Origin of the sequence: Lysobacter defluvii IMMIB APB-9 = DSM 18482 (genome assembly GCF_000423325.1) — a bacterium.
GTDB lineage: Bacteria > Pseudomonadota > Gammaproteobacteria > Xanthomonadales > Xanthomonadaceae > Novilysobacter > Novilysobacter defluvii.
The window spans coordinates 27654-48412 of record NZ_AUHT01000004.1 but is presented as its reverse complement, the minus strand read 5'-3'; the positions used below and the strand labels follow the sequence as shown (position 1 = coordinate 48412).

The window sequence follows — 20759 nt, the reverse complement described above, 5'->3', positions numbered from 1 at the left end:
GCGCCCCCACCGGGTGCGCAATAGGCGCTGCCCCGGATGGACGGGCCGCCGTTCCCGTTTTGCCAACCGCTTCAGGTTTGCCCCGTTTCCGGCCCCCGCCGATAATCGCGGGCCACGAGCCGCATTTCCGCGCCGTACTTCCGCAACCCCCCGGAGTCCCCATGAGCGACGTCGTCATCGTCGGTGCCAAGCGCACCGCCATCGGTTCCTTCCTCGGCCAGTTCACCGGCGTCCCCACCCCCGAGCTGGGCACCGCCGCGATCAAGGGCGCGCTGGAGCAGGCCGGGCTGGCCGCCGATCAGGTCGACGAGGTCATCCTCGGCTGCGTGCTGCCGGCCGGCCTCGGCCAGGCCCCGGCACGCCAGGCCGCGCTGGGTGCCGGTCTGCCGCCGTCCGCCGGCTGCACCACCATCAACAAGGTCTGCGGCTCGGGCATGAAGGCGGTGATGTTCGGCCACGACCTGATCAAGGCCGGCTCGGCGAAGGTCGTGGTCGCCGGCGGCATGGAGTCGATGACCAACGCCCCGCACCTGCTCAACGGCTCGCGCACCGGCATCCGCTACGGCAGCAGCGAGTTCCTCGACCACATGGCGCACGACGGCCTGACCAACCCGTACGACGGCAAGGCGATGGGCGTGTTCGGCGACATGGCCTGCGGCAAGTACGAGTTCGACCGCGAGGCGCTGGACGCGTTCTCCACCGAGAGCGTGCACCGCGCGCAGAAGGCCCAGGCCGACGGCCTGTTCAAGGACGAGATCGTCCCGGTCACCGTCAAGACCCGCAAGGGCGAGGTGGTGGTCGACACCGACGAGGAGCCCGGGAAGATCAAGGTCGAGAAGATCGCGGGCCTGCGCCCGGCCTTCGGCAAGGAGGGCGTGCTGACCGCGGCGTCCTCCTCGAAGATCTCCGACGGCGCCGCCGCGGCGGTGCTGATGTCGGCCGACGACGCCGCCGAGCGCGGTCTGAAGCCGCTGGCGCGCATCGTCGCGCACTCCACCCACTCGCAGGAGCCGGAGTGGTTCACCACCGCACCGGTGGGCGCGCTGCGGCAGGTGCTGGAGAAGGCGGGCTGGAGCGTGGACGACGTGGACCTGTTCGAGGTCAACGAGGCGTTCTCCTGCGTCGCCATGGCGCCGATGAAGGACCTGGGCATCCCGCACGAGAAGCTCAACGTGCACGGCGGCGCGGTCGCGCTGGGCCACCCGATCGGTGCAAGTGGCGCGCGTTTGCTGGTCACGCTGGTCAATGCGCTTCGCCAGCGTGGCGGCAAGCGCGGCGTCGCTTCGCTGTGCATCGGTGGCGGCGAGGCAACGGCGGTGGCAATCGAGCTGTACTGAGGCCCACCGTCGCCCGGCGCGTTTAACAGGGACGTAACAAAGCCTGTTCAGAACTGCTTGACAGCGTTTGTCGGGTCGTCATCATGTTGCCGGCGCGCGGCTTGCGCGTAGCCGACATTTTTTCCACTGACGAGGAAACACACATGACCTTCAACAAGGCGCTGCTCGCCCTGGCCATGGGCTTTGCCCTGGCTGCGTGCTCCAACCAGCAGCAGGCCGAGGACTCGGCCGCCGAGGCCGCCGAGGCCGCGAACGAGGCCCAGCAGGCTGCCGCCAACGCCGCCGCCACCGGCGACGCGATGGCTTCCGACGCTGCCCAGGCTGCCGCTGACACGGCCGCTGCCGCTGCCGACGCCGCCGCCACCTCGGCCGACGCCGCTGCCGGTGCGACCGACATGACCGCCGCCGACGACGCCGCCGACGCTGCCGAGAACGCAGCCGACTCGGCCGAGCAGGCCCAGGACGCGGCCGAAGAGGCTGCCGCCAGCGCGGACGCCGAGAACAACACCGACGGCCAGTAATCCCGCCGCTCGTGTAGTTCAAGAAGCCGCCGGGGAAACCCGGCGGCTTTTTTCGTGCCCGCAACTCCGCCCCCCGCCGCCGGCGTTCCCCAAGCCCCCGCGCCCTCCCGTTCCCTGTTCCCGGTTCCCTGTTCCCGCTCTTCCCTCCAGCCCCCGCACCCCCTCCCCACTTCGCCACCTTGCCTGGAGGGACCCCTCGTTCCCGGTTCCCTGTTCCCGGTTCCCGCCTTTAGCTCCCCCTCCTTCACGTTCCTTTACAGGCCCCCCATGAAACCATTCCCGCCGCCGGCAGCAACCGGCCGACACACCGATCCATCTGCCGACGAAACAGGAGCTACCGATGAACCACAAGCTTTCGATCCTGATGGCCGCCAGCGTTCTTGCCCTGGCAGCCTGCAATTCCCCGACCGCCGACCAGGAGGCCAGCGAGGCCCGCATGGAGGCCGAGCGCGCCGGTGACCAGGCTGCTTCTGCCGCCGACGCGGCCGGCGACGCCGCCGCCGCCAGCGCCGAGGCAGCCGCGGCGGGCACCGCTGCGGCCGTGGGCTCCGCCGCCGCCGCGGTCGACGAGGCCACCGACCCGATGCAGCAGGCCTACGAGGAAGGCAAGGCCAACGCCGCCGAGACCATCGCCGACGGCGCCGAGAACGTCTCCGCCGAGATGCGCGAGGAGCAGGCCGAGGCCGAGCGCGAGGCCGTGCGGGAAGGCCAGGACTGACCTCACCGCACTGACGCAGCAATGGAAGGCCCGCCTCGCGCGGGCCTTCTTCTTTTCGAGTCACGTCATCCCCGCGCACGCCCACCCATCATCCCCGCGCACGCGGGGATCCACCCTGCGCCGCGTGGGTTCCCGCGTACGCGGGAACGACGGCGTGCGGGAACGACGGCCGGGCGACCGGCTATCCTGTTGCCCCCCTTCGCCACAGGCCCAAGGCATGCCCGTACTGAGCTCCGCCCTCGACCCGCGCTCCCCCGAGTTCCAGGCCAACGCCGACTACCACCGGGAGCTGGTCGCGGAGTTGCGCGCGCGACTGGCGCGCGCGGCGGAAGGTGGCGGCGAGAAGGCGCGCGCCCGCCACGAGGGCCGCGGCAAGCTGCTGGCCCGCGACCGCATCACCACCCTGCTTGACCCGGGCTCGCCGTTCCTGGAGATCGCCCCGCTGGCGGCCGAGGACATGTACGACGGCGCCGCGCCGGCGGCGGGCATCGTCTGCGGCATCGGCCGCGTGATGGGCCAGGAGGTGGTGGTCGTCGCCAACGACGCGACGGTCAAGGGCGGCACCTACTTCCCGATGACGGTCAAGAAACACCTGCGCGCGCAGGAAGTCGCGCGCGAGAACCACCTGCCCTGCATCTACCTGGTCGACTCCGGCGGCGCCTTCCTGCCGCTGCAGGACGAGGTCTTTCCCGACAAGGAGCATTTCGGCCGGATCTTCTACAACCAGGCCCGGATGAGCGCGGAGAACATCCCGCAGGTCGCCGTGGTCATGGGCAGCTGCACCGCCGGCGGCGCCTACGTGCCGGCGATGTGCGACGAGAGCGTCATCGTCCGCGAGCAGGGCACCATCTTCCTCGGCGGCCCGCCGCTGGTGAAGGCCGCCACCGGCGAGGTCGTGGACGCCGAGACCCTCGGCGGTGCCGACGTGCACACCTCGGTGTCCGGCGTGGCCGACCACTTCGCCGAGGACGACCGCCACGCGCTGCAGATCGCACGCGACATCGCCGGCCACTTCAACCGCAGCAAGAAGCTCCCCGTCGCCGCGATGCCGGTGCGCGAGCCGCTCTACCCCGCCGAGGAGCTCTACGGCATCGTGCCGAAGGACGCCCGCCGTCCCTTCGACATCCGCGAGGTGATCGCCCGCATCGTCGACGGCAGCGAATTCCAGGAGTTCAAGGCGCGCTACGGCAAGACCCTGGTGTGCGGCTTCGCGCACCTCCACGGCTACCCGGTCGGCATCGTCGCCAACAACGGCATCCTCTTTTCCGAGTCCGCGCTCAAGGGCGCGCACTTCATCGAGCTGTGCAACCAGCGCGGCATTCCGCTGGTGTTCCTGCAGAACATCACCGGCTTCATGGTCGGCAAGAAGTACGAGCAGGCCGGCATCGCCAAGGACGGGGCGAAGATGGTCACCGCCGTGGCCTGCTCGCACGTGCCCAAGTTCACCGTGGTGATCGGCGGCAGCTTCGGCGCCGGCAACTACGCCATGAACGGCCGCGCGTACGGCGGCCGCTTCCTGTGGATGTGGCCCAACGCGCGCATCAGCGTGATGGGCGGCGAGCAGGCCGCCAGCGTCCTGGCCACCGTCCGCCGCGACGCCATCGAGGCCAAGGGCGGCGAATGGAGCGCCGAGGACGAGGAAGCCTTCAAGGCCCCCATCCGCCAGCAGTACGAGGACCAGGGCAACCCGTACTACGCCACGGCGCGGCTGTGGGACGACGGGATCATCGATCCCGCCGACACCCGCCGGGTGCTGGGGCTGGCGATCTCGGCCAGCCTCAATGCGCCGATCGAGGACCGGACCCGTTTCGGCGTCTTCCGGATGTAGTGGCGCGGTTGGCGACGAACCCGATCGCAAGCACCACGACCACCAGCGCCTGCGCACCGAGCGTCTCCAGCGTCGGCGAGAGGCCGAGCAGGTCGACGCGCGGGAACGGCACCGGCGTCAGCGGCAGCCAGCCGGCCTCCTGCAGGGCGGCCACGCCCTTCCCCGCCAGCACCACCGCGATCGCCGCCAGCAGGAACGCACTGATCGAGAAGAAGGTGCCGAACGGCAGGCGGCGGGACCAGCGCAGCATCGCCCAGGCGACCACCGCCAGCACCGCCACGGCGGCGGCGGCGCCGGCGAGGACGGCCGCGTGTGCGCCCTGGGCCCACAGCGCGGCATAGAACAGCACGGTTTCGAAGGCTTCGCGGTAGACCACCACGAAGGCCAGCAGGAACAGGAACCACATCGAGCCCTTCGACAGGGCGTGCGAGAGCCGGTCCTCGATGTACCGCTGCCAGGCGCCCGCCTGGCTCTTGCCGTGCATCCAGATGCCCACCCAGACCAGCACGACGGCGGCGAACAGCGCGGCGAAGCCTTCAGTGAGCTCGCGGCTGGCGCCACTGATGCCGATCAGCCAGGTGGCCGCCGCCCAGGTCGCCCCGCCGGCGACGAGTGCTCCGGCCCAGCCAGCGTGCACGTAGGGCATGGCTTCGGTGCGCCCGGCCTTGCGCAGGAAGGCGAGCATCGCGATCACGATCAGCAGCGCCTCCAGCCCTTCGCGCAGCAGGATGGTGAAGGCGCCGGCGAAGGCGGCGGTGGCGTCGGATTCGCCGGGCGCCAGTACCTGCTCGGCTTCGGTGAGCAGCGCGTCGATCGCCTCGGCGCGGCCCGCCACCTCGTCGGCACCGGCATCGCTGCCGATGGCGGTCCGCAGCTCGATCATCGCCGCCTCGATCCGCAGCATCAGCTCGCGGTCGCGGGCGGCGAGGGCCGGCTCGATCGGCTCGAAGCCGTCCAGGTAGGCTGACAGCGCCAGGTCCCGGGCCGCCCTCCCCTCGCCCGCGCGGTAGGCCGCGACCGCCTCGCCCACCAGCAGGCGCGCCTGCGCCAGCGCGCCCTCGGGCGCCGGCGCGGCGGCCACGGCGTCCGGGTGGCGGCGCAGGAAGGCCGTCAGGGCGCCTGCGTCCGCTCCGCCCATTTCCGCCGCGAGCGCCGCCGGCGTCACCTGGGTCAACGCGGCGAGGTCCGGGAACCGCGCGCGCAGCACCGGGTCGGCTTCCCACAGCGCCTGCCCGCGCTCGACCTCCGCCTCGGGAAATGCGTACTGGCCGACGTGGAAGGACAGCGCCCAGCGGTCGTCCTCCGGCAGGCCGGCATAGCTGGCCATGGAGGTGCCTTCCAGGCCCTGCTCGATGACCTGGTAGAGCGCGAACACGCTGCGCTCGCGGGCACGCCCGGCGTCGGTGAAATCGATCGCCGGCGGATCCAGCCCGACCGACGCCGGGCCGTCGCCGCCACCGGTCGCGCCATGGCAGCTCGCACACAGTTGCTGGTACAGGTGCGCACCCCGCTCCAGGTCCGGCGTGGACGCGGGCGCCAGCGGCATCGGGTACGCGGCCAGCAGCGCGGCCGCCGCCTGCCGTGCCAGGGCGCCAACCCGCGCGGGGTCCTGCCGTGCCTCGATCGCGGCCCGCAGCCCAAGCACCTGCTCCAGCACGCCCTCGCGTGCGGGCGTCGGCTCGAGTTCGCCGATGAGTTCGCCGGCCGAGGTGGAGAACTCGAGCATCTCGGCGTACTCGAACTCGTTCACCACCTCGCCGTTCGACACCGCCTCGGGGTAGTCGACGGCGATGTAGTCCAGCAGGCGCCAGGCGGTCTGGGAGGCGCCGGGAGCGGCGTGGGCGGCAAGGCAGAGGGTGGCCAGGACGAGCGCGGACAGGCAGCGCAACAGCTTCGAAGTCATCGGGATGCCGGCGTAAAGACGCGAAGTCTACACCCGCAGATGAGAATCAGTCTCGTTGCCATGGCGATATCATCGTGGGCAGTCCCAGGAGTCCTGCCCCATGTCCCACCCCTTGCTCAGCCTTCGCGAAGGCGCGGTCGCCCGCCTGCGCCTCAACCGCCCGGAGATCCACAACGCCTTCGACGCCACCCTGATCGCCGCGCTCACCGGCGCCCTGGACGCGATCGCGGGCGATCCCGACATCCGGGTGGTGGTGCTGGAGGGGGAAGGCGCCTCGTTCTCCGCCGGCGCCGACCTCAACTGGATGCGCGGCATGGCCGCCGCCACCGCGGAGGAGAACCGGCAGGACTCGCTCGCCCTCGCCCGGCTGATGCGGCGGTTGGACGAGCTGCCGAAGCCGACCATCGCCCGCGTGCACGGCGCGGCCTTCGGCGGCGGCGTGGGGCTGGTGGCCTGCTGCGACATCGCCATCGGCGCCCGCGGGGCGAAGTTCGGGCTGACCGAGAGCCGGCTGGGACTGCTGCCGGCGGTGATCTCGCCCTACGTGGTCGAGGCGATCGGCGCCCGCCAGGCGCGGCGCTGGTTCGCCACGGCGGAGATCTTCGACGCCGACCAGGCCGCGCGCATGGGCCTGCTGCACGAAGCCGTAGAACCCGACGCGCTGGACGACGCCGTGCAGCGCCAGGTCGCCCTGCTGCTCAAGGCCGGTCCCCACGCTGCCGCCAGCGCCAAGGCGCTGGTGTGCCAGGTCGCCTCGCACGCCGACCGCGACCGCCACGACACCGACAACGCCGCCCTCATCGCCCGCCTGCGTGTCTCCGACGAAGGCCAGGAAGGCCTCACCGCCTTCCTCGACAAGCGCCCGCCCGCCTGGACCGCCTGATCCGCCCGTAGCATCGCACCTGCGGCGCCGCCGTAGCCCCGCCGCGGCCGCGGCCCCCAACCCGCCGCCGAAAACGAAAATGCCCGCTCGCGCGGGCATTTCCGTAAACCAACCGCCAGGGGTCAGGGCGAACAAGGGCGCACTATCGTTCCCTGTTCCCGGTTCCCCGTTCCCGCTCCACCTAGAAGTTCCACGTCACCACCAGCTGCGCATACCGCGGCGACTGCCAGCGCGTCCCCGTGCCATGCAGGCCGCGCACGACGCCCGGGCCCATCTCGTAGCGCTGGCGGACGTTGATGACCTCCTGGTCGTTGAGCAGGTTGAACACCGACAGGCGCGCCGACAGGTCGATGTGGTCGACCGGCAGCTTCCAGGTGACGTTGGCGCCCACGTTGTAGGTCCACGGCAGGCGGCCGCCCGAGCCACGGCCGGCCCACTCGTACACGCGCTCGCCGACCGGGCCGTCGCAGGCCGCGACGCAGTGCCAGAAGGTACCGCCGCCGGAGCCCTCGGTGACGAAGCTGCCACCACCGACGGTGTCGTTCGGCCAGGTCACGCCCAGCTCGTTGATCGGGCCGCCGGACATCGCGGTGACCAGCGCGCCGATGGTCCACTGGTCGTTGATCGCGTAGCTGCCACGCAGCTTGATCTGGTGGCGGCGGTCATTGAACAGCGGGCCGTAGGCCTCGTTGTTGGCCGGGTGGTCCCAGTGCTGGACCATGCCGGTGTCACCGTAGTTGGTGTCGGAGTTGACCGGGCCCTCGAAGTTGCCGTCGGACTTGGACCAGATGTAAGAGGCGTTGAACGCCCACTTCTCGTCCCACGCGCGGTCGAGCTGGAACTCCACCGACTTGTAGGTGCGCTTGGGCTCGGAGTAACCCACCACCTCGCCGCTGCCACCCTTGATGTAGCCGTCCTTCGAGGTGTCGATGGTGATCCAGCCTTCGGTCTCGCAGCCGATGCTCTCGTCGCCCCAGATGGTCAGCGGCTTGCCCGGATTGGCGATCGGCCACAGGTTGAAGCCCACCGGCCCGCACGGGGTGTGGTTGATGCGCACGTCGTCCAGCGCGTTCTTCATGCGGCGGTAGGTCGCGTTGACGCCCCACGACCACGCGGTGTTGATCATCTGCTGGAAGCCGAGGATCGCCTCGTCCTGGTAGATCGCGTCCAGGTCGGCGTCCACGCTCTGGCGCAGGTCGCCGGCCGAGATGTTGTAGCTGGTGTCCACCGGCCCGATCTGCGCACCCAGGATCGGGTCCATGTAGCTGCCGCCGGTGACCGGGTTGGTCTCCTCGCGCCAGCCCTCGAGCACGTAGAAGGTGCGCTCGTCGGTCAGGCCGCCGGCGAAGGTGTAGTTGATGTTGTTGGTGATCGGCAGGTAGTAGCGGCCCAGGTTGCCGAACAGCTTGGTCGCGCCGTCGCCGCGAACGTCCCAGGAGAAGCCCAGGCGCGGCGAGACGAGGTCGTCCATCTCGATGAACGCGTCGCCGGCCGCGGTCTTGTTCTCGAAGCTGTCGACGCGCAGGCCCAGGTTCAGCAGCAGGGTGTCGGTGACGCTCCAGTTGTCCTCGATGTAGTAGGCGCTGGCCACGGTCTCGAAGACGCCGCCGTCGATGCGCTCGCGGCCCATCACGATCGCGTCCACGCCGTCGGGGACGATCGCCCCATTGTCGAGCTCGCTGCCGGGCGAGGTGCCGAAGGCGGTGTAGCGCATGCGGGCCGGGCCGGGATAGAAGCTGGTCCGGTCGGTGGTCATCGTCTCGTGGTCGATGCCGAAGCGCAGCTGGTGGTCGCCCAGGGTCCACTCGAAATCAAGCCGCCCGACCTCGCGCTCGTCCTCGTGGGACACGATCGCCCCACCGGTCGGGTGGCAACCCACCGGCGGCTGGCCCATTGCCTCGTACACGGCGTTGTAGGACGAGTCGATGAACACGCCCGAGCACTGCGCGTCGGCCGGCGAGCGGGTGAAGGCCTGGCTCTGGTTGACGCCCCACATGGCCTTGGCCACGAAGTTGTCGCCGAAGAAGCCGGTGTAGGTGACCGAACCGCTGTCACCACCGGTCGTAGTGGTGCTGGCGCCCACGGCCTCGCCGATCTCGTTGGTGTCCCAGTCGTAGCCGTGGGTCACCACGTCGACCTCGGTCTCGTCGGAGAACGCGAGGAACTCCAGCAGGTGGTCGTCGGTGACGCGCCAGTCCATCTTGGCGCCCCAGAAGCCGTCGTTGGACTCGTCCCGGAACCAGCTGGCGCCACTGGCGTTGCTGTACTTGGCATCGCTGTCGCGGGCCTCGTACATGGCGAACAGGAACAGGCGGTCCTGGATGATCGGGCCCGAGCCCCAGATGTTCGCCTTGGCGAAGCTGCTCCGGTCGCGGCTGGCGCGGCGGGTGTAGGTCGAGGTGGTGCCGTCGGAGTTTTCCGCCTCGAAGTAGTGGTCCTCCGCGCTGGCCTTCCATGCGGCCGGCTCGAACGTGAACTGGACGCCGCCCTCGAACTCGTTGCCGCCCGAGCGGGTCACCGCGTTGATGACGCCGCCGGTGGCGCGTCCGAACTCCACCGAGTAGCCGCCGGTCTTGACCTGGTACTCGCTGAAGAACGCGAACGGGGCGGTGGAGTAGCTCTGGCGGCGGTAGAAGTCGGTGACGTTCAGGCCGTTGATGAAGACCGAGTTCTCCGCGACGGACGAGCCGCCGAAGGAGATGCCGCCGAAGGACGAGTTGCCGCCGACCACGCCCGGTGCCAGCAGCGCGACCGAGCTCAGGCTCTGCTCGACCGGAAGGCGCGCCCACTCCTCGCGGCTGATGTTGGTGGCGGTCTCGGTGGAGTACACGTCCACGCGGTTGACGATGCGGTTGCCGACGACCTGCACCGCGCCGAGGTTGGCGATACCGCCCTCGCTGCCGAGGTTGACGGTGGTGGTGCCGCCTAGGGAAACGCTGATCCGGATGGGCTCGCCGACCGGCTGGCCATTGCGGATGGTCTGCAGGGTGTAGTCGCCGACCGGGAGCTGGCCCAGGCGGTAGCTGCCATCGGCATCCACCGTGACGGACCGGGTCAGGCCGGTGCTGGCGCGGGTGACGGTGATCTGGTCGCCGCTGGTGGCCCGGCCCGCGATCGCGCCGGTAGCGCTCTGGGCATGGACCACGGGAACCATGGTCGCGAGGCACAGGCCGGTGGCCAGTGCCAGGACGCTCTTGCGGAATCGTTTGTGCTGCTGCATTGCCCCTCTCCCGAAAACTTCGTCGATGACGATCAAGACTCCGCCGCTGGTTCCCGCGGCGAAAGGATTTCCCACTTGAAGCCGTACTTCCACTGGTCGAAGTACAGGTTCCCTCCGTCCCACTCCACTTCGCCGCGCTGCAGGTCGACGGTCTCCGAGCGGGGATGCCGCTTGGCCGGCACGAACTCGCGCGAATAGTCGTCGTTGAACGCGATGCGCAATGCGTCCAGGCCGCCGAGGTAGAAGTCCTGCAGCTCCGGGCGCGCATCGTGCAGGCGGCCGAACGTGACGTCCATCGGCACCCAGCCGTAGGGGGCCAGGTACAGCCAGCCCCAGTCGTGCATGTTGTTGTAGCTGCCTTCGGAGAAGATCCAGCCCGACTGCCAGCGGGCGGGGATGCCGTTGAGGCGCAGCAGGGTGATCAGCAGCAGGGTCTGCTGGCCGCAGTCGGCATGGCCCTGCTCCAGTGCGTGCTGGCTGATGTTGGTGATGGTCGAGTACTCGCGCGCACCGGCCCAGGGCAGGCTATCGACGTACTCGAAGAGCTTCTTCGCCACGAAGTAGGGGTTCGTCTCGTCGCCGACGATGGCGGCCGAGCGCAGGCGCATGGCGTCGGTGAACACCACGTGCGGTGCGCGCTCCTCGACGAAGGGCGCCAGCTCGGGGGTGATCTCCGCGGGCACCACGCGCGTCGGGTCGATGTCGTTGTACTGCGCGTGGATGGTCAGCTCGTAGCTGACCGAAAACTCGGTCGGCTCCCCCGCCCGGGCGGGCGCCTCCATGTACACGGTGCGCTGCAGGGCCGACTCCGGCGCCAGCTGGTGGACGGCCGGCACGGTGCCCAGCAGCTCGATCTCCTCCTGCTGTCCTTCGATCGCACGCGGGAACGGCAGCCAGGCACGCAGGGTCTCGCCGGCGGGCACCTGGTCCGGCTTGACCGTCAGCGACTGGGTGACCCGCACCCGGCGCGGCGCGACCGAGCGCTCGCCGGTGGCGAGGGCCGCGTCGCGCACTTCCGCGTGGTGCGGATGGGCGAACTCGAGCGGGCTGTCATAGAAGTTCAGCGGGGTGGCCTTGCGCTCGCGCGCCTCGGCGCTGAGCCGGAACAGGTTCGAGGGGCCGCGGTTGAACCAGCGGCGCTCGCCGTCGATCACCCGTGCCTCGATCAGTCCGGCCTGGTCCCAGCGCGCGAACTCCTCGTCGGTCAGGTCCGGGATGTCGCGGCGGAGTCGCTCCTTGGCCGCGGCCTCGTCGAGGCCGAAGTCCATCCGGATGCGGCGCATGCGTTCGCGCTGGAACTCCAGCGCCACGCGTCCGTCGGCATCCAGGCCGGGGTCGGCCAGCGCCGCGGCGATGGCCGCTTCCGCGCCGGCGAAGTCGCCCGCGTCCACCAGCGCCACGATGTCGGCGGGCGCGGCGAGCCGCGCGCTGATGTCCGCGGTACCGGGCGCCGGATCCTGCGCGGCCGCGGGCAGCGCGAGCACCCCCGTCGCGAGCGTCGCGGCAAGCGCCACGGCCACGAGGTGGCGGGCACCGGTCCGGTACGGACCCGTGTGTCCCCCTTGCCGGTCACTCATGCGAGCAGACGCCATCGACAACCCCCACCTCGATCCCCCCGGATACGGCTTATGGCTGTGTAACATGGCGTTCATCGGCGGGTCAATAATTTATTCTTTTCAATTGCAATCGCCGCATCATGTATTCCATGATGGCCCGCGGCACCGACCGCGCCCGGGGAAAACAGAATGCGATTGAAGTGTTTGGCACTCGGCCTGTTGCTGGCCCTTCCGGCGGCCACCGCCCTCGCCTCCTCGGCCGCTTCCCCGCCGCCGCTTGCAGTTCCCGGGCTGGCCGAATCGCACCTCTCGCCACGGTTCTGGCTCGAGTCGCTCGCCCACCCCGACCGGGTGGTACTGGACCGTGCCGCGATCGAGGCGCAGAACGCCCGCATGGTCGGCGAGGACCCCTCGATCCACGACCTCGCCGCGCTCCCGGACCGCATCGGCGGGACGCAGGTGCGCGAGTGGATCGAGGGACTGTCCACCTTGCCGACGGTGACCATGTACGACGAGGACGGGCAGGCAATCGACCCCGGCGTGCTCGCCACGATTGGGGCCAACACCAACCTCGACCGGGTGCCCGCCGACCAGCCGGCCCGTTACGGCATGGTGCTGCGCCGGGCCGACCTGCGTGCCTTCCCGACCGCGCTCCGGGTGTTCCGTTCCGCCGACAACAGCGACATCGACCGCTTCCAGGAGAGCGCGCTGTTCCCGGGCGACCCGGTCGTGGTGCTGCATGAAAGCGCGGACGGCGACTGGCTGTTCGTGCTCAGCCAGCGCTACGCGGCGTGGATTCCGAAGGAGCACGTGGCGGAGGGTGACCGCGCGCAGGTACTCGGCTGGGGCGGGGACCAGCCCTACCTGGTGGTGACCGGCGCCACCGCCCGCACCGTGCATACCCCGGAAGCACCCGGGGTCTCGGACGTGCAGCTGGAGATGGGCGTGCGCGTGCCGCGGCTCGTGGACTGGCCCGCCGACCGCCCGGTCAACGGCCAGGTACCCGCGGCCGGGTACGTGGTCGAGCTGCCGGTGCGTGGCGAAGACGGGCGCCTGGCCTTCGCCCCTGCCCTGCTGCCGCGCTCGGCGGATGTCAGCGACGACTACCTGCCACTCACCGAGGCCAACCTGGTCCGCCAGTCCTTCAAGTTCCTCGGCGAGCGCTACGGCTGGGGGCACTCCTACAACGCGCGCGACTGCAGCGGCTTCGTGTCCGAGGTCTACCGTAGCTTCGGCGTGCTGATCCCGCGCAACACCAGCGCGCAGTCGGTCAGCCCGGCGCTCAACCGCCTGGAGCTGGGTCCGGACATGGACCACGAGGCCCGGGTGCAGGCGCTGCGCGAAGCGCGCCCCGGCGACCTGGTCTACATCCCCGGCCACGTGATGATGGTGCTGGGCCATGTCGACGGCGACCCGGTCGCCATCCACGACACCAGCGGCATGTCCTGGCTGCCCGACGGCGCCAGCGAGCTGCAGCGACTCCATCTCAACGGCGTGGTGGTGACCCCCATCCTGCCGATGATGGCCGGCCGCGACACGCCGACCGTCGACCGCATCACCGCCATCCAGCGCATCCGCCCCTGAGCGGCCGCCCGAGACACGAATCCACGATGAAGATCACCGACATCCGGCTCGCCATGCTGCGGGTCCCGCTGACCACTCCGTTCAAGACCGCGCTGCGTACCGTCGACACCGTCGAGGACGTGGTGGTCATGATCCACACCGACGACGGCCGCATCGGCTACGGCGAGGCGGCGCCCACGGCGGTGATCACCGGCGATACCCACGGCTCGATCATCGAGGCGGTGTCGAAGGTGATCGGCCCGCGCCTGATCGGCCGCGACGTCGCCGACCTCAACCGCAACGTGGCGCTGGTGCAGTCCTCCATGGAGCGCAACAGCAGTGCCAAGGCGGCGGTGGAGATCGCGCTGTACGACCTGTGGGGCCAGCTCTACGAGGCCCCGCTGTACCGCATGCTCGGTGGTGGCGGCGACCCGGTGGTGACCACCGACCTGACCATCAGCGTCGACTACATCGACAAGATGGTGGCCGACTCGCTGGCGGCGGTGGACCGCGGCTTCCAGTCGCTGAAGATCAAGGTCGGCAAGGATATCGGCCTGGACATCGAGCGGGTCAAGGCGATCCACGCGGCGGTCGATGGCCGGGCGCTGCTGCGCCTGGACGCCAACCAGGGCTGGACGCCGAAGCAGGCGGTGTTCGCGATCCACGCGCTGGAGGACGCCGGCGTGCACCTGGAACTGCTCGAGCAGCCCGTGCCCGCGCGCGACCTGGAGGGCCTGAAGTACGTCACCGAGCGCGTGCATACGCCAGTGATGGCCGACGAGAGCGTGTTCGGCCCCACCGAAGTGGTCGACCTGATCCAGCGCCGCGCCGCCGACATCATCAACATCAAGCTGATGAAGACCGGCGGCATCTCCAACGCGGTGCGCATCGCCGACATCGCCGCCGTGCACGGCGTCGACTGCATGATCGGCTGCATGATCGAGTCGGCGATCAGCGTCGCCGCCGCGGTGCACCTGGCGGTGGCCAAGGCCGGCATCATCACCAAGGTCGACCTGGACGGCCCGTCGCTGTGCACCTTCGACCCGGTGGACGGCGGCGTGGAGTTCAACGAGGCGGAGATCGCCATCACCGAGGCGCCGGGCCTGGGGATCCGCTCGGTGCGCGGCCTGGAGCCGCTGCAGGTGTCCTGACCCATGGCGCCGCTGGCCAGGATCCGCGGCGAGCGCGACCGGATGTCCGCCATCGAGCGACGGATCGCGGACTTCGTGCTCGACAACGCGCACCTGCTGCGTGACTACTCCTCGCAGCAGCTGGCCAACGCATTGGGGATCAGCCAGTCCAGCGTGGTGAAGTTCAGCCAGAAGCTGGGCTTCAAGGGCTATCCCGACCTCAAGTATTCGATCGGCGAGTCACTGGCGCGGCGCGAGTCGGTCATCACCCGCGACCCCGCCCAGGCGAACCGGGGCGACGACGCGCCGGGCCTGCTGCTGGCCGAGTCGCTGTGGCAGGCCAAGGCCGAGGCGGTGCACACCACCAGCGTGCTCAACCCGCACGCGGACGTCGTCGCCGTCGCCGAAGCGATCCGGCAGGCAGGCAAGGTGTTCTCCATCGGCATCGGCTACGACGGCCTGCACTCGCGCACCATCGCCATCAAGCTGGCGCTGATCGGGCGCACCGCGATCCACCTGTTCGACCCGGCGCTGATGGCGGTGGGGACCTCGTCCGCCGGTCCGGGCGACGTGCTGCTGGTGGTGTGCGAGCACGGCCAGGAGCCGGCGCTGTGCCACACCGCGCGGCTGTTCCGGAAGCGCGGCGGCAAGGTGGTCTCGATCACCCGCCACACCGCCAACGCGCTGCGCGCCCACGCCGACATCGCCCTGCTGGTCAGCGCCCACGACCCGCGCCCGCAGATGGAGCTGCTGCTCTACCAGGCCGCCCTGCAGCACCTGCTCGACCTGGTGTTCCTGATGCTGTGCGAGGACGAGGCGCACCTGCGCATGCTGGAGGAGAACGGCGCGCCGATCGAGTGAGCGCGCCCCCGCGCGCGACGCCCCACGTATCCTTGCGGCTGCCGTTCCGTGTCCAGCGTGGCCAGAAGATGCCTTTCGACAAGATCCTGATCGCCAACCGCGGTGAAATCGCTTGCCGCGTCATCCGTACCTGCCGCGAGCTCGGCATCCGCACCGTCGCGGTGTACTCCGATGCCGACGCCGGCGCGCAGCACGTGCGCCAGGCCGACGAGGCGTACCGGATCGGCGGGCCGCAGCCGGCCGACAGCTACCTGCGCGGCGACGTGATCCTGCAAGTGGCGCGTGACGCGGGGGCGCAGGCGATCCACCCCGGCTACGGCTTCCTGTCCGAGAACGCGGACTTCGCCGAGGCGGCGGAGGCCGCCGGTCTCGCCTTCATCGGCCCGAAGGCGGCCTCGATGCGGAAGATGGGGTCGAAGGCCGGCGCGAAGGAACTGATGGCCGCCGCCGGCGTCCCGGTCGTGCCCGGCTATACCGGCGAGGACCAGGATCCGGCCCACCTGCATGCCGAGGCCGACCGCATCGGCTACCCGCTGATGATCAAGGCCGCGCACGGCGGCGGGGGCAAGGGCATGCGCATCGTGCGCGGGTCCGGCGACTTCCTGGCCGCGCTGGAGTCCTGCCAGCGCGAGGCCCGCAACGCCTTCGGCCGCGACCGGGTGCTGCTGGAGCGTTACATCGAGCAGCCCCGGCATATCGAGATCCAGGTCTTCGGCGACGCCCACGGCAACGTCATCCACCTGGGAGAGCGCGAGTGCTCGGCGCAGCGCCGCTACCAGAAGGTGCTGGAGGAATCGCCCTCCCCCTTCGTGACCCCGGAACTGCGCGAGCGCATGGGCGAGGCCGCGGTGCTGGCCGCCCGCGCCATCGACTACGTCAACGCCGGCACGGTGGAGTTCATCGTCGCGCCCGACGGCAGCTTCTTCTTCATGGAGATCAATACCCGGCTGCAGGTCGAGCACCCGGTGACCGAGTGCGTCACCGGGCAGGACCTGGTCGCCTGGCAGCTCCGGGTCGCCGCCGGCCAGCCGCTGCCGCTGGCCCAGGACGAGGTGCGCCACGAGGGCCACGCGATCGAGGTGCGCCTGTACGCCGAGGACCCGGAGGCCGGCTTCCTCCCCGGCTCCGGCCGCCTGCAGCGCCTGCGCCTCCCCACTTCACGTCATTCCCGCGAACCCACCCGTCATTCCCGCGGAAGCGGGAATCCAGGAACCATCCGCATCGACTCCGGCGTAGTCGAAGGCGACGAAGTCACCATCTTCTACGACCCGATGATCGCCAAGCTGATCGTCCACGACGCCGACCGCCCGCGCGCCCTCGCGCTGCTGCGCGACGCGCTGGCGCAGTGCGCGATCACCGGGCCCAAGTCCAACATCGCCTTCCTGGAGCGGCTGGCCCGGCATCCCGCGGTGACCGGCGCCACGATCGACACCGGTTACCTGGACCGGCACCTAGAGGAGTTCCTCCCCGAGCCCGGCGCGCCGGAACCACGCCTGCTCGCGGCCGCGGTGGTGGCCCAGCTGCTCGCGGGCGATGCGTCCGCCAACGCCTGCGACGCCGCCTCCGGCGATCCGAGTTCGCCCTGGGCCGCCTCCGATGGCTGGCGCCTGGGCGCACCCGCCACGCGCACCCTCCCCTTCGAGCACGAGGGAACCCGCCTGGAGCTCGGCGTGAGCGGCGGGGCCGGTGCCTACACCGTCACCATCGAAGGCCAGGCCCACCGCGTCGAGGGCGCACGCCTGGCCGACGGCGTGCTCAGCGCCCGTGTCGATGGCAAGGGCATCCGCCTGCGGGTCCTTGACGCCGGCTCCCGCCTGCTGGTGCACGATGGCGACACGCGCCTGCAGCTGCTGCCGCGTCCGCTACACCAGGCCGGCGACGCGGCGGCCGCCGGGGGCGCCGACAAGGTCACCGCGCCCATGCCGGGCCGGGTGGTGGTGGCGCGGGTGGCGGCTGGCGACGAGGTCGAAGAGGGCCAGGAGCTGATGGTGGTCGAGGCGATGAAGATGGAGCTGAGCCTGAAGGCACCGCGCGACGGCATCGTCGCCGAGGTTCGCGCGGCGGCGGGCGATTTCGTCGACGGCGACGCGGTGCTGGTCGCGCTGGAGCCGCGGGAGGACGCATGAAGTCCCGGGTGCGCATCGTCGAGGTCGGCCCGCGAGACGGGCTGCAGAACGAAAAGGTGACGGTCGCCACCGCCGACAAGATCGAGCTGGTTGACCGCCTCTCGGCCACCGGCCTGCAGAGCATCGAGGCCACCAGCTTCGTCAGCCCCAAGTGGGTGCCGCAACTCGCCGACGCCGCCGAGGTCTACGCCGGCATCCAGCGCCGCCCGGGCGTGCACTACCCGGTGCTGGTGCCCAACGAGCGCGGCTACGAGCGCGCCCGAGAGGTGGGCGTGGAGGAGATCGCGGTGTTCACCGCCGCCTCCGAGGAATTCAACCGCCGCAACATCAACGCCTCGATCGAGGAATCGCTGCAGCGTTTCGAGCCGGTGCTCCGGCGTGCCCGCGCCGACGGGGTCCGCGTGCGCGGCTACGTGTCCACCGTGCTCGGCTGCCCCTACCAGGGCGCGGTGCCGCTGGCCGACGTGGTCCGCGTTGCCCGTGAACTCCACCAGATGGGCTGCTACGAGGTCTCGCTTGGGGACACCATCGGGGTGGGCACGCCCGGCAAGGCCCGGGACATGCTGCGCGCCGTTGCCGCGGAGGTCCCGATGACCGCGCTGGCGGTGCATTTCCACGACACTTGGGGCCAGGCGCTGGCCAACATCCTCGGCTGCCTGGAGGAAGGCGTGGCGGTGGTCGACGCCGCGGTCGCGGGCACCGGCGGCTGTCCCTACGCGCGCGGCGCCAGCGGCAACGTCGCCACCGAGGACGTGGTCTACATGCTCCACGGGCTGGGGGTGGAGACCGGCGTCGACCTGGAGGCCCTGGCCGCGACCGGCCGCTGGCTGTCCGGGCTGCTCGGGCGCGAGACCGGCAGCAAGGCCGGGCGGGCGCTCACGGCGGCATGAACCGGCCGCCGCCAGCGGATGCGCCACCCGCGGGCGGGAACCCCCGCGACGGTGCCCTGCTGGCGGAGCTGGAACAGGCCGCGGCCGACCCGGCCCGCACCGCCGACCAGCGCACCCTGCTTTCGCGCGCCGCCAGCGCGGTGCGCGGTGCGCGCGACGAGGCGCTGGTGGAGCTTCGCTTCCGCGAGGTGGTGGAGAACGTGCAGCAGGGCATCGTGGTCCGCGACCACGCCGGCCTCGTGGTGTACGTCAACAGCGAGGCGCTGCGCATGTTCGACCAGCGGCCGGTCGCCAACGCCCCGTTTCCCGGCGGCGGGCCGGAGCTGATGTTTGTCGACGAGCGCGGGCACGAGGTCCCGCCGGAGCGGCTGCCGTCCGCCCTGGCCCTGGCCGGCAACTGCCCGGCCGGCCCCCAGGTCCTGGGCATGTTCGACCGCGAGGCGCGCACCCTGTCCTGGGTCAGCGTCACCGCCGTGCCGCACGGCGACACGGGCAACGGCCGGCCACGCTTCGTGATGACCTTCTACACCGACGTGACCGGGCTCAAGCGCGACAGCGCGCTGTTCGCCCGCGCCCAGGCGCTGGCCAGCATCGGCGGCTGGGAATGGGACACCGGGCGCGACCGCCTCTACCTGACCCGCGAGGCACGGCGGATCCTGGGCCGCGACCCCGCCCCGTCGGATCTGGAGGGCCTGCTGGAGTGCCTGCTCGAGCCCGACCGCAGGCGGCTGCGGCAGGCGTTCGACGCGGCCGTGCAGCGTGGCTGGGGCTTCGGGCTGGAGCTGCAGGGCAACCGCGGCGGACGGCCGTTCTGGATGCGGATCATGGCCGAGGTCGGCGCCCATGGCCCGCTCAGTGCCCGCATCACCGGCACTATCCAGGACGTGACCCGGCAGAAGCAGGACGAGGAGACGCTGCGGGTGCAGGCGCGCACCGACCCGCTCACCGGCCTGCTCAACCGCGACGCGATCCGGGCCGAGCTGGCCGAGCGCCTGGCCGACCCGGTGCAACGGGCGCTGGCGGTCCTGTACGTCGACCTGGACCGGTTCAAGACCGTCAACGACGTGCTCGGCCACGCGGCCGGGGACCGGCTGCTGGTGGCCGCGGCAAACCGCATCCGCGCGGTGGTGGGCTGCGAGGGCCTGCTGGCCCGGCTGGGCGGCGACGAGTTCCTGCTGGTGTGCTCGCTGGCCGACGACCCGGACCGGGCGCTGCGGCTGGCGGAGCGGATCCTGGACTCGTTCCGCGCCAGCTTCCGGGTGCACGACGAGGAGTTCGCGGTGACCGCGAGCATCGGCCTGGCGATCGCCCCGGAGGGCGGTACCGAGGCCCAGCTGATGATCCAGAACGCCGACGCGGCGATGTACTCGAGCAAGCGCCGCGGCCGCAACGGCTGGCAGGTGTTCACCCCGGAGCTCGCCGCCCAGCAGCAGCGCCGGCTGCAGGTCGAGACCCAGCTGCGCAACGCCGTCGGCAACGGCGAGCTGACCCTCTACTACCAGCCGCAGGTGGACCTGGCGAGCGGCCGCACCGTGGCCGCCGAGGCGCTGGTGCGGTGGAACAACCCGGCGCTGGGCGCGATCCTGCCGGGCGAGTTCATCGACCTGGCCGAGAACACCGGCGATGTCGTCGCCATCGGCGACTGGGTGCTGCGCGAGGCCTGCCGGCAGCTGGGCCGCTGGCGCGGTCGCGGGATGGCGCTGGAGCGCATCGCGGTGAACGTGTCGTACCGGCAGTTCCTGACCGGCGACCTCCCGGTGCGGGTTGCGGAGGCGCTGGAGGAGTTCGGCCTGTCGGGCGACATGCTGGAGCTGGAGCTGACCGAGCGGCTGCTGGTGGAGGACGTGCCCGAGACCGCGGAGGCCTTCGCCGCGCTGCAGGCGCTCGGGGTGCGGCTGAGCATCGACGACTTCGGCGAGGGCTACAGCGCGCTCAACTACCTGCGGCGGCTGCCGATCCATGGCCTCAAGCTGAGCCAGCTGTTCGTGCAGGGCGTGCCGGGCAACGAATCGGACGTGGCGGTGTGCGAGGCGGTGATCGGCATCGCCCGCAGCCTGCGCCTGGGACTGCTGGCCGAAGGGGTCGAGACCGGTGCCCAGCGCGACTTCCTGGTCCAGCGCGGGGTGACCCTCGGCCAGGGGTTCCTGTATGCGCCCGGCCTGCCGGCGGACGAGTTCGAGGCGCGGTTCGGCAGAAGCGCGCCGGTGACCTAGAATCAGCGGC

Annotated in this window: 14 protein-coding genes; 11 read left to right on the top strand and 3 right to left on the bottom strand. The window is 70.9% G+C overall.

The annotated features are described in order from the left end of the window. The first annotated feature begins 161 nt into the window (after positions 1-161). The 4 genes from G545_RS0100295 to G545_RS0100280 all read left to right on the top strand — a co-directional run bounded on the left by G545_RS0100295 (position 162) and on the right by G545_RS0100280 (position 4404). Positions 162-1337, top strand: a complete 1176-nt coding sequence (locus G545_RS0100295; RefSeq protein ID WP_027068659.1) for a thiolase family protein — start codon at positions 162-164, stop codon at positions 1335-1337. Between the two features lie 143 nt (positions 1338-1480). After that, positions 1481-1858: a hypothetical protein gene (locus tag G545_RS0100290; RefSeq protein ID WP_027068658.1), complete on the top strand. Its 378-nt coding sequence runs from the start codon at positions 1481-1483 to the stop codon at positions 1856-1858. Between the two features lie 340 nt (positions 1859-2198). Beyond that, positions 2199-2576: a hypothetical protein gene (locus tag G545_RS14800; protein ID WP_052347235.1), complete on the top strand. Its 378-nt coding sequence runs from the start codon at positions 2199-2201 to the stop codon at positions 2574-2576. 217 nt (positions 2577-2793) lie between these two features. After that, complete coding sequence (locus G545_RS0100280) at positions 2794-4404, top strand: carboxyl transferase domain-containing protein (RefSeq protein ID WP_027068657.1); 1611 nt, start codon at positions 2794-2796, stop codon at positions 4402-4404. On the opposite strand, the gene G545_RS12915 is transcribed toward G545_RS0100280, so the two are convergent. Beyond that, complete coding sequence (locus tag G545_RS12915) at positions 4355-6307, bottom strand: cytochrome c/FTR1 family iron permease (protein WP_043711189.1); 1953 nt, start codon at positions 6305-6307, stop codon at positions 4355-4357. The two genes, G545_RS0100280 and G545_RS12915, sit on opposite strands and share 50 nt — an antisense overlap. A gap of 100 nt (positions 6308-6407) precedes the next feature. Here G545_RS12915 and G545_RS0100270 point away from each other — a divergent pair, with 100 nt between their 5' ends. Then, complete coding sequence (locus G545_RS0100270; RefSeq protein WP_027068656.1) at positions 6408-7190, top strand: enoyl-CoA hydratase-related protein; 783 nt, start codon at positions 6408-6410, stop codon at positions 7188-7190. Positions 7191-7371: 181 nt separating this feature from the next. On the opposite strand, the gene G545_RS0100265 is transcribed toward G545_RS0100270, so the two are convergent. Together G545_RS0100265 and G545_RS12910 are read right to left on the bottom strand one after the other, a co-directional pair. Then, a complete protein-coding gene (locus G545_RS0100265; RefSeq protein WP_027068655.1) occupies positions 7372-10410 on the bottom strand; it encodes a TonB-dependent receptor in 3039 nt (1012 codons plus the stop codon). Positions 10411-10442: 32 nt separating this feature from the next. Beyond that, positions 10443-11987, bottom strand: coding sequence for a transglutaminase-like domain-containing protein (locus G545_RS12910; RefSeq protein WP_081677642.1), 1545 nt, complete (start codon positions 11985-11987; stop codon positions 10443-10445). A gap of 168 nt (positions 11988-12155) precedes the next feature. Here G545_RS12910 and G545_RS0100255 point away from each other — a divergent pair, with 168 nt between their 5' ends. The 6 genes from G545_RS0100255 to G545_RS12905 all read left to right on the top strand — a co-directional run bounded on the left by G545_RS0100255 (position 12156) and on the right by G545_RS12905 (position 20749). After that, on the top strand, positions 12156-13550 hold the full coding sequence (locus tag G545_RS0100255; RefSeq protein WP_027068654.1) for a C40 family peptidase: 1395 nt from the start codon (positions 12156-12158) through the stop codon (positions 13548-13550). 26 nt (positions 13551-13576) lie between these two features. Then, positions 13577-14680, top strand: coding sequence for a dipeptide epimerase (locus G545_RS0100250; protein WP_027068653.1), 1104 nt, complete (start codon positions 13577-13579; stop codon positions 14678-14680). A gap of 3 nt (positions 14681-14683) precedes the next feature. Continuing rightward, the gene (locus tag G545_RS0100245) at positions 14684-15520 is read left to right on the top strand and encodes a MurR/RpiR family transcriptional regulator (protein WP_027068652.1); all 837 of its coding nucleotides are present in this window, start codon (positions 14684-14686) and stop codon (positions 15518-15520) included. A gap of 68 nt (positions 15521-15588) precedes the next feature. Beyond that, the gene (locus tag G545_RS0100240; protein WP_027068651.1) at positions 15589-17646 is read left to right on the top strand and encodes an ATP-binding protein; all 2058 of its coding nucleotides are present in this window, start codon (positions 15589-15591) and stop codon (positions 17644-17646) included. Further along, positions 17643-18536, top strand: a complete 894-nt coding sequence (locus G545_RS0100235) for a hydroxymethylglutaryl-CoA lyase (RefSeq protein ID WP_027068650.1) — start codon at positions 17643-17645, stop codon at positions 18534-18536. Before G545_RS0100240 ends, G545_RS0100235 begins: the two co-directional genes overlap by 4 nt. Then, a complete protein-coding gene (locus G545_RS12905) occupies positions 18533-20749 on the top strand; it encodes a putative bifunctional diguanylate cyclase/phosphodiesterase (RefSeq protein ID WP_052347233.1) in 2217 nt (738 codons plus the stop codon). The genes G545_RS0100235 and G545_RS12905 overlap by 4 nt, the downstream gene beginning before the upstream one ends. Positions 20750-20759: the final 10 nt, after the last annotated feature.

Bases quoted from the DNA above. Each gene is read 5' to 3' on its own strand.
- G545_RS0100245 (WP_027068652.1), top strand. From the start codon at position 14,684: ATGGCGCCGCTGGCCAGGATCCGCGGCGAGCGCGACCGGATGTCCGCC.
- G545_RS0100240 (WP_027068651.1), top strand. From the start codon at position 15,589: ATGCCTTTCGACAAGATCCTGATCGCCAACCGCGGTGAAATCGCTTGC.
- G545_RS0100265 (WP_027068655.1), bottom strand. From the start codon at position 10,410: ATGCAGCAGCACAAACGATTCCGCAAGAGCGTCCTGGCACTGGCCACC.
- G545_RS0100270 (WP_027068656.1), top strand. From the start codon at position 6,408: ATGTCCCACCCCTTGCTCAGCCTTCGCGAAGGCGCGGTCGCCCGCCTG.
- G545_RS0100290 (WP_027068658.1), top strand. From the start codon at position 1,481: ATGACCTTCAACAAGGCGCTGCTCGCCCTGGCCATGGGCTTTGCCCTG.
- G545_RS12915 (WP_043711189.1), bottom strand. From the start codon at position 6,307: ATGACTTCGAAGCTGTTGCGCTGCCTGTCCGCGCTCGTCCTGGCCACC.
- G545_RS14800 (WP_052347235.1), top strand. From the start codon at position 2,199: ATGAACCACAAGCTTTCGATCCTGATGGCCGCCAGCGTTCTTGCCCTG.
- G545_RS12910 (WP_081677642.1), bottom strand. From the start codon at position 11,987: ATGAGTGACCGGCAAGGGGGACACACGGGTCCGTACCGGACCGGTGCC.
- G545_RS0100255 (WP_027068654.1), top strand. From the start codon at position 12,156: ATGCGATTGAAGTGTTTGGCACTCGGCCTGTTGCTGGCCCTTCCGGCG.
- G545_RS0100280 (WP_027068657.1), top strand. From the start codon at position 2,794: ATGCCCGTACTGAGCTCCGCCCTCGACCCGCGCTCCCCCGAGTTCCAG.
- G545_RS0100235 (WP_027068650.1), top strand. From the start codon at position 17,643: ATGAAGTCCCGGGTGCGCATCGTCGAGGTCGGCCCGCGAGACGGGCTG.
- G545_RS12905 (WP_052347233.1), top strand. From the start codon at position 18,533: ATGAACCGGCCGCCGCCAGCGGATGCGCCACCCGCGGGCGGGAACCCC.
- G545_RS0100250 (WP_027068653.1), top strand. From the start codon at position 13,577: ATGAAGATCACCGACATCCGGCTCGCCATGCTGCGGGTCCCGCTGACC.
- G545_RS0100295 (WP_027068659.1), top strand. From the start codon at position 162: ATGAGCGACGTCGTCATCGTCGGTGCCAAGCGCACCGCCATCGGTTCC.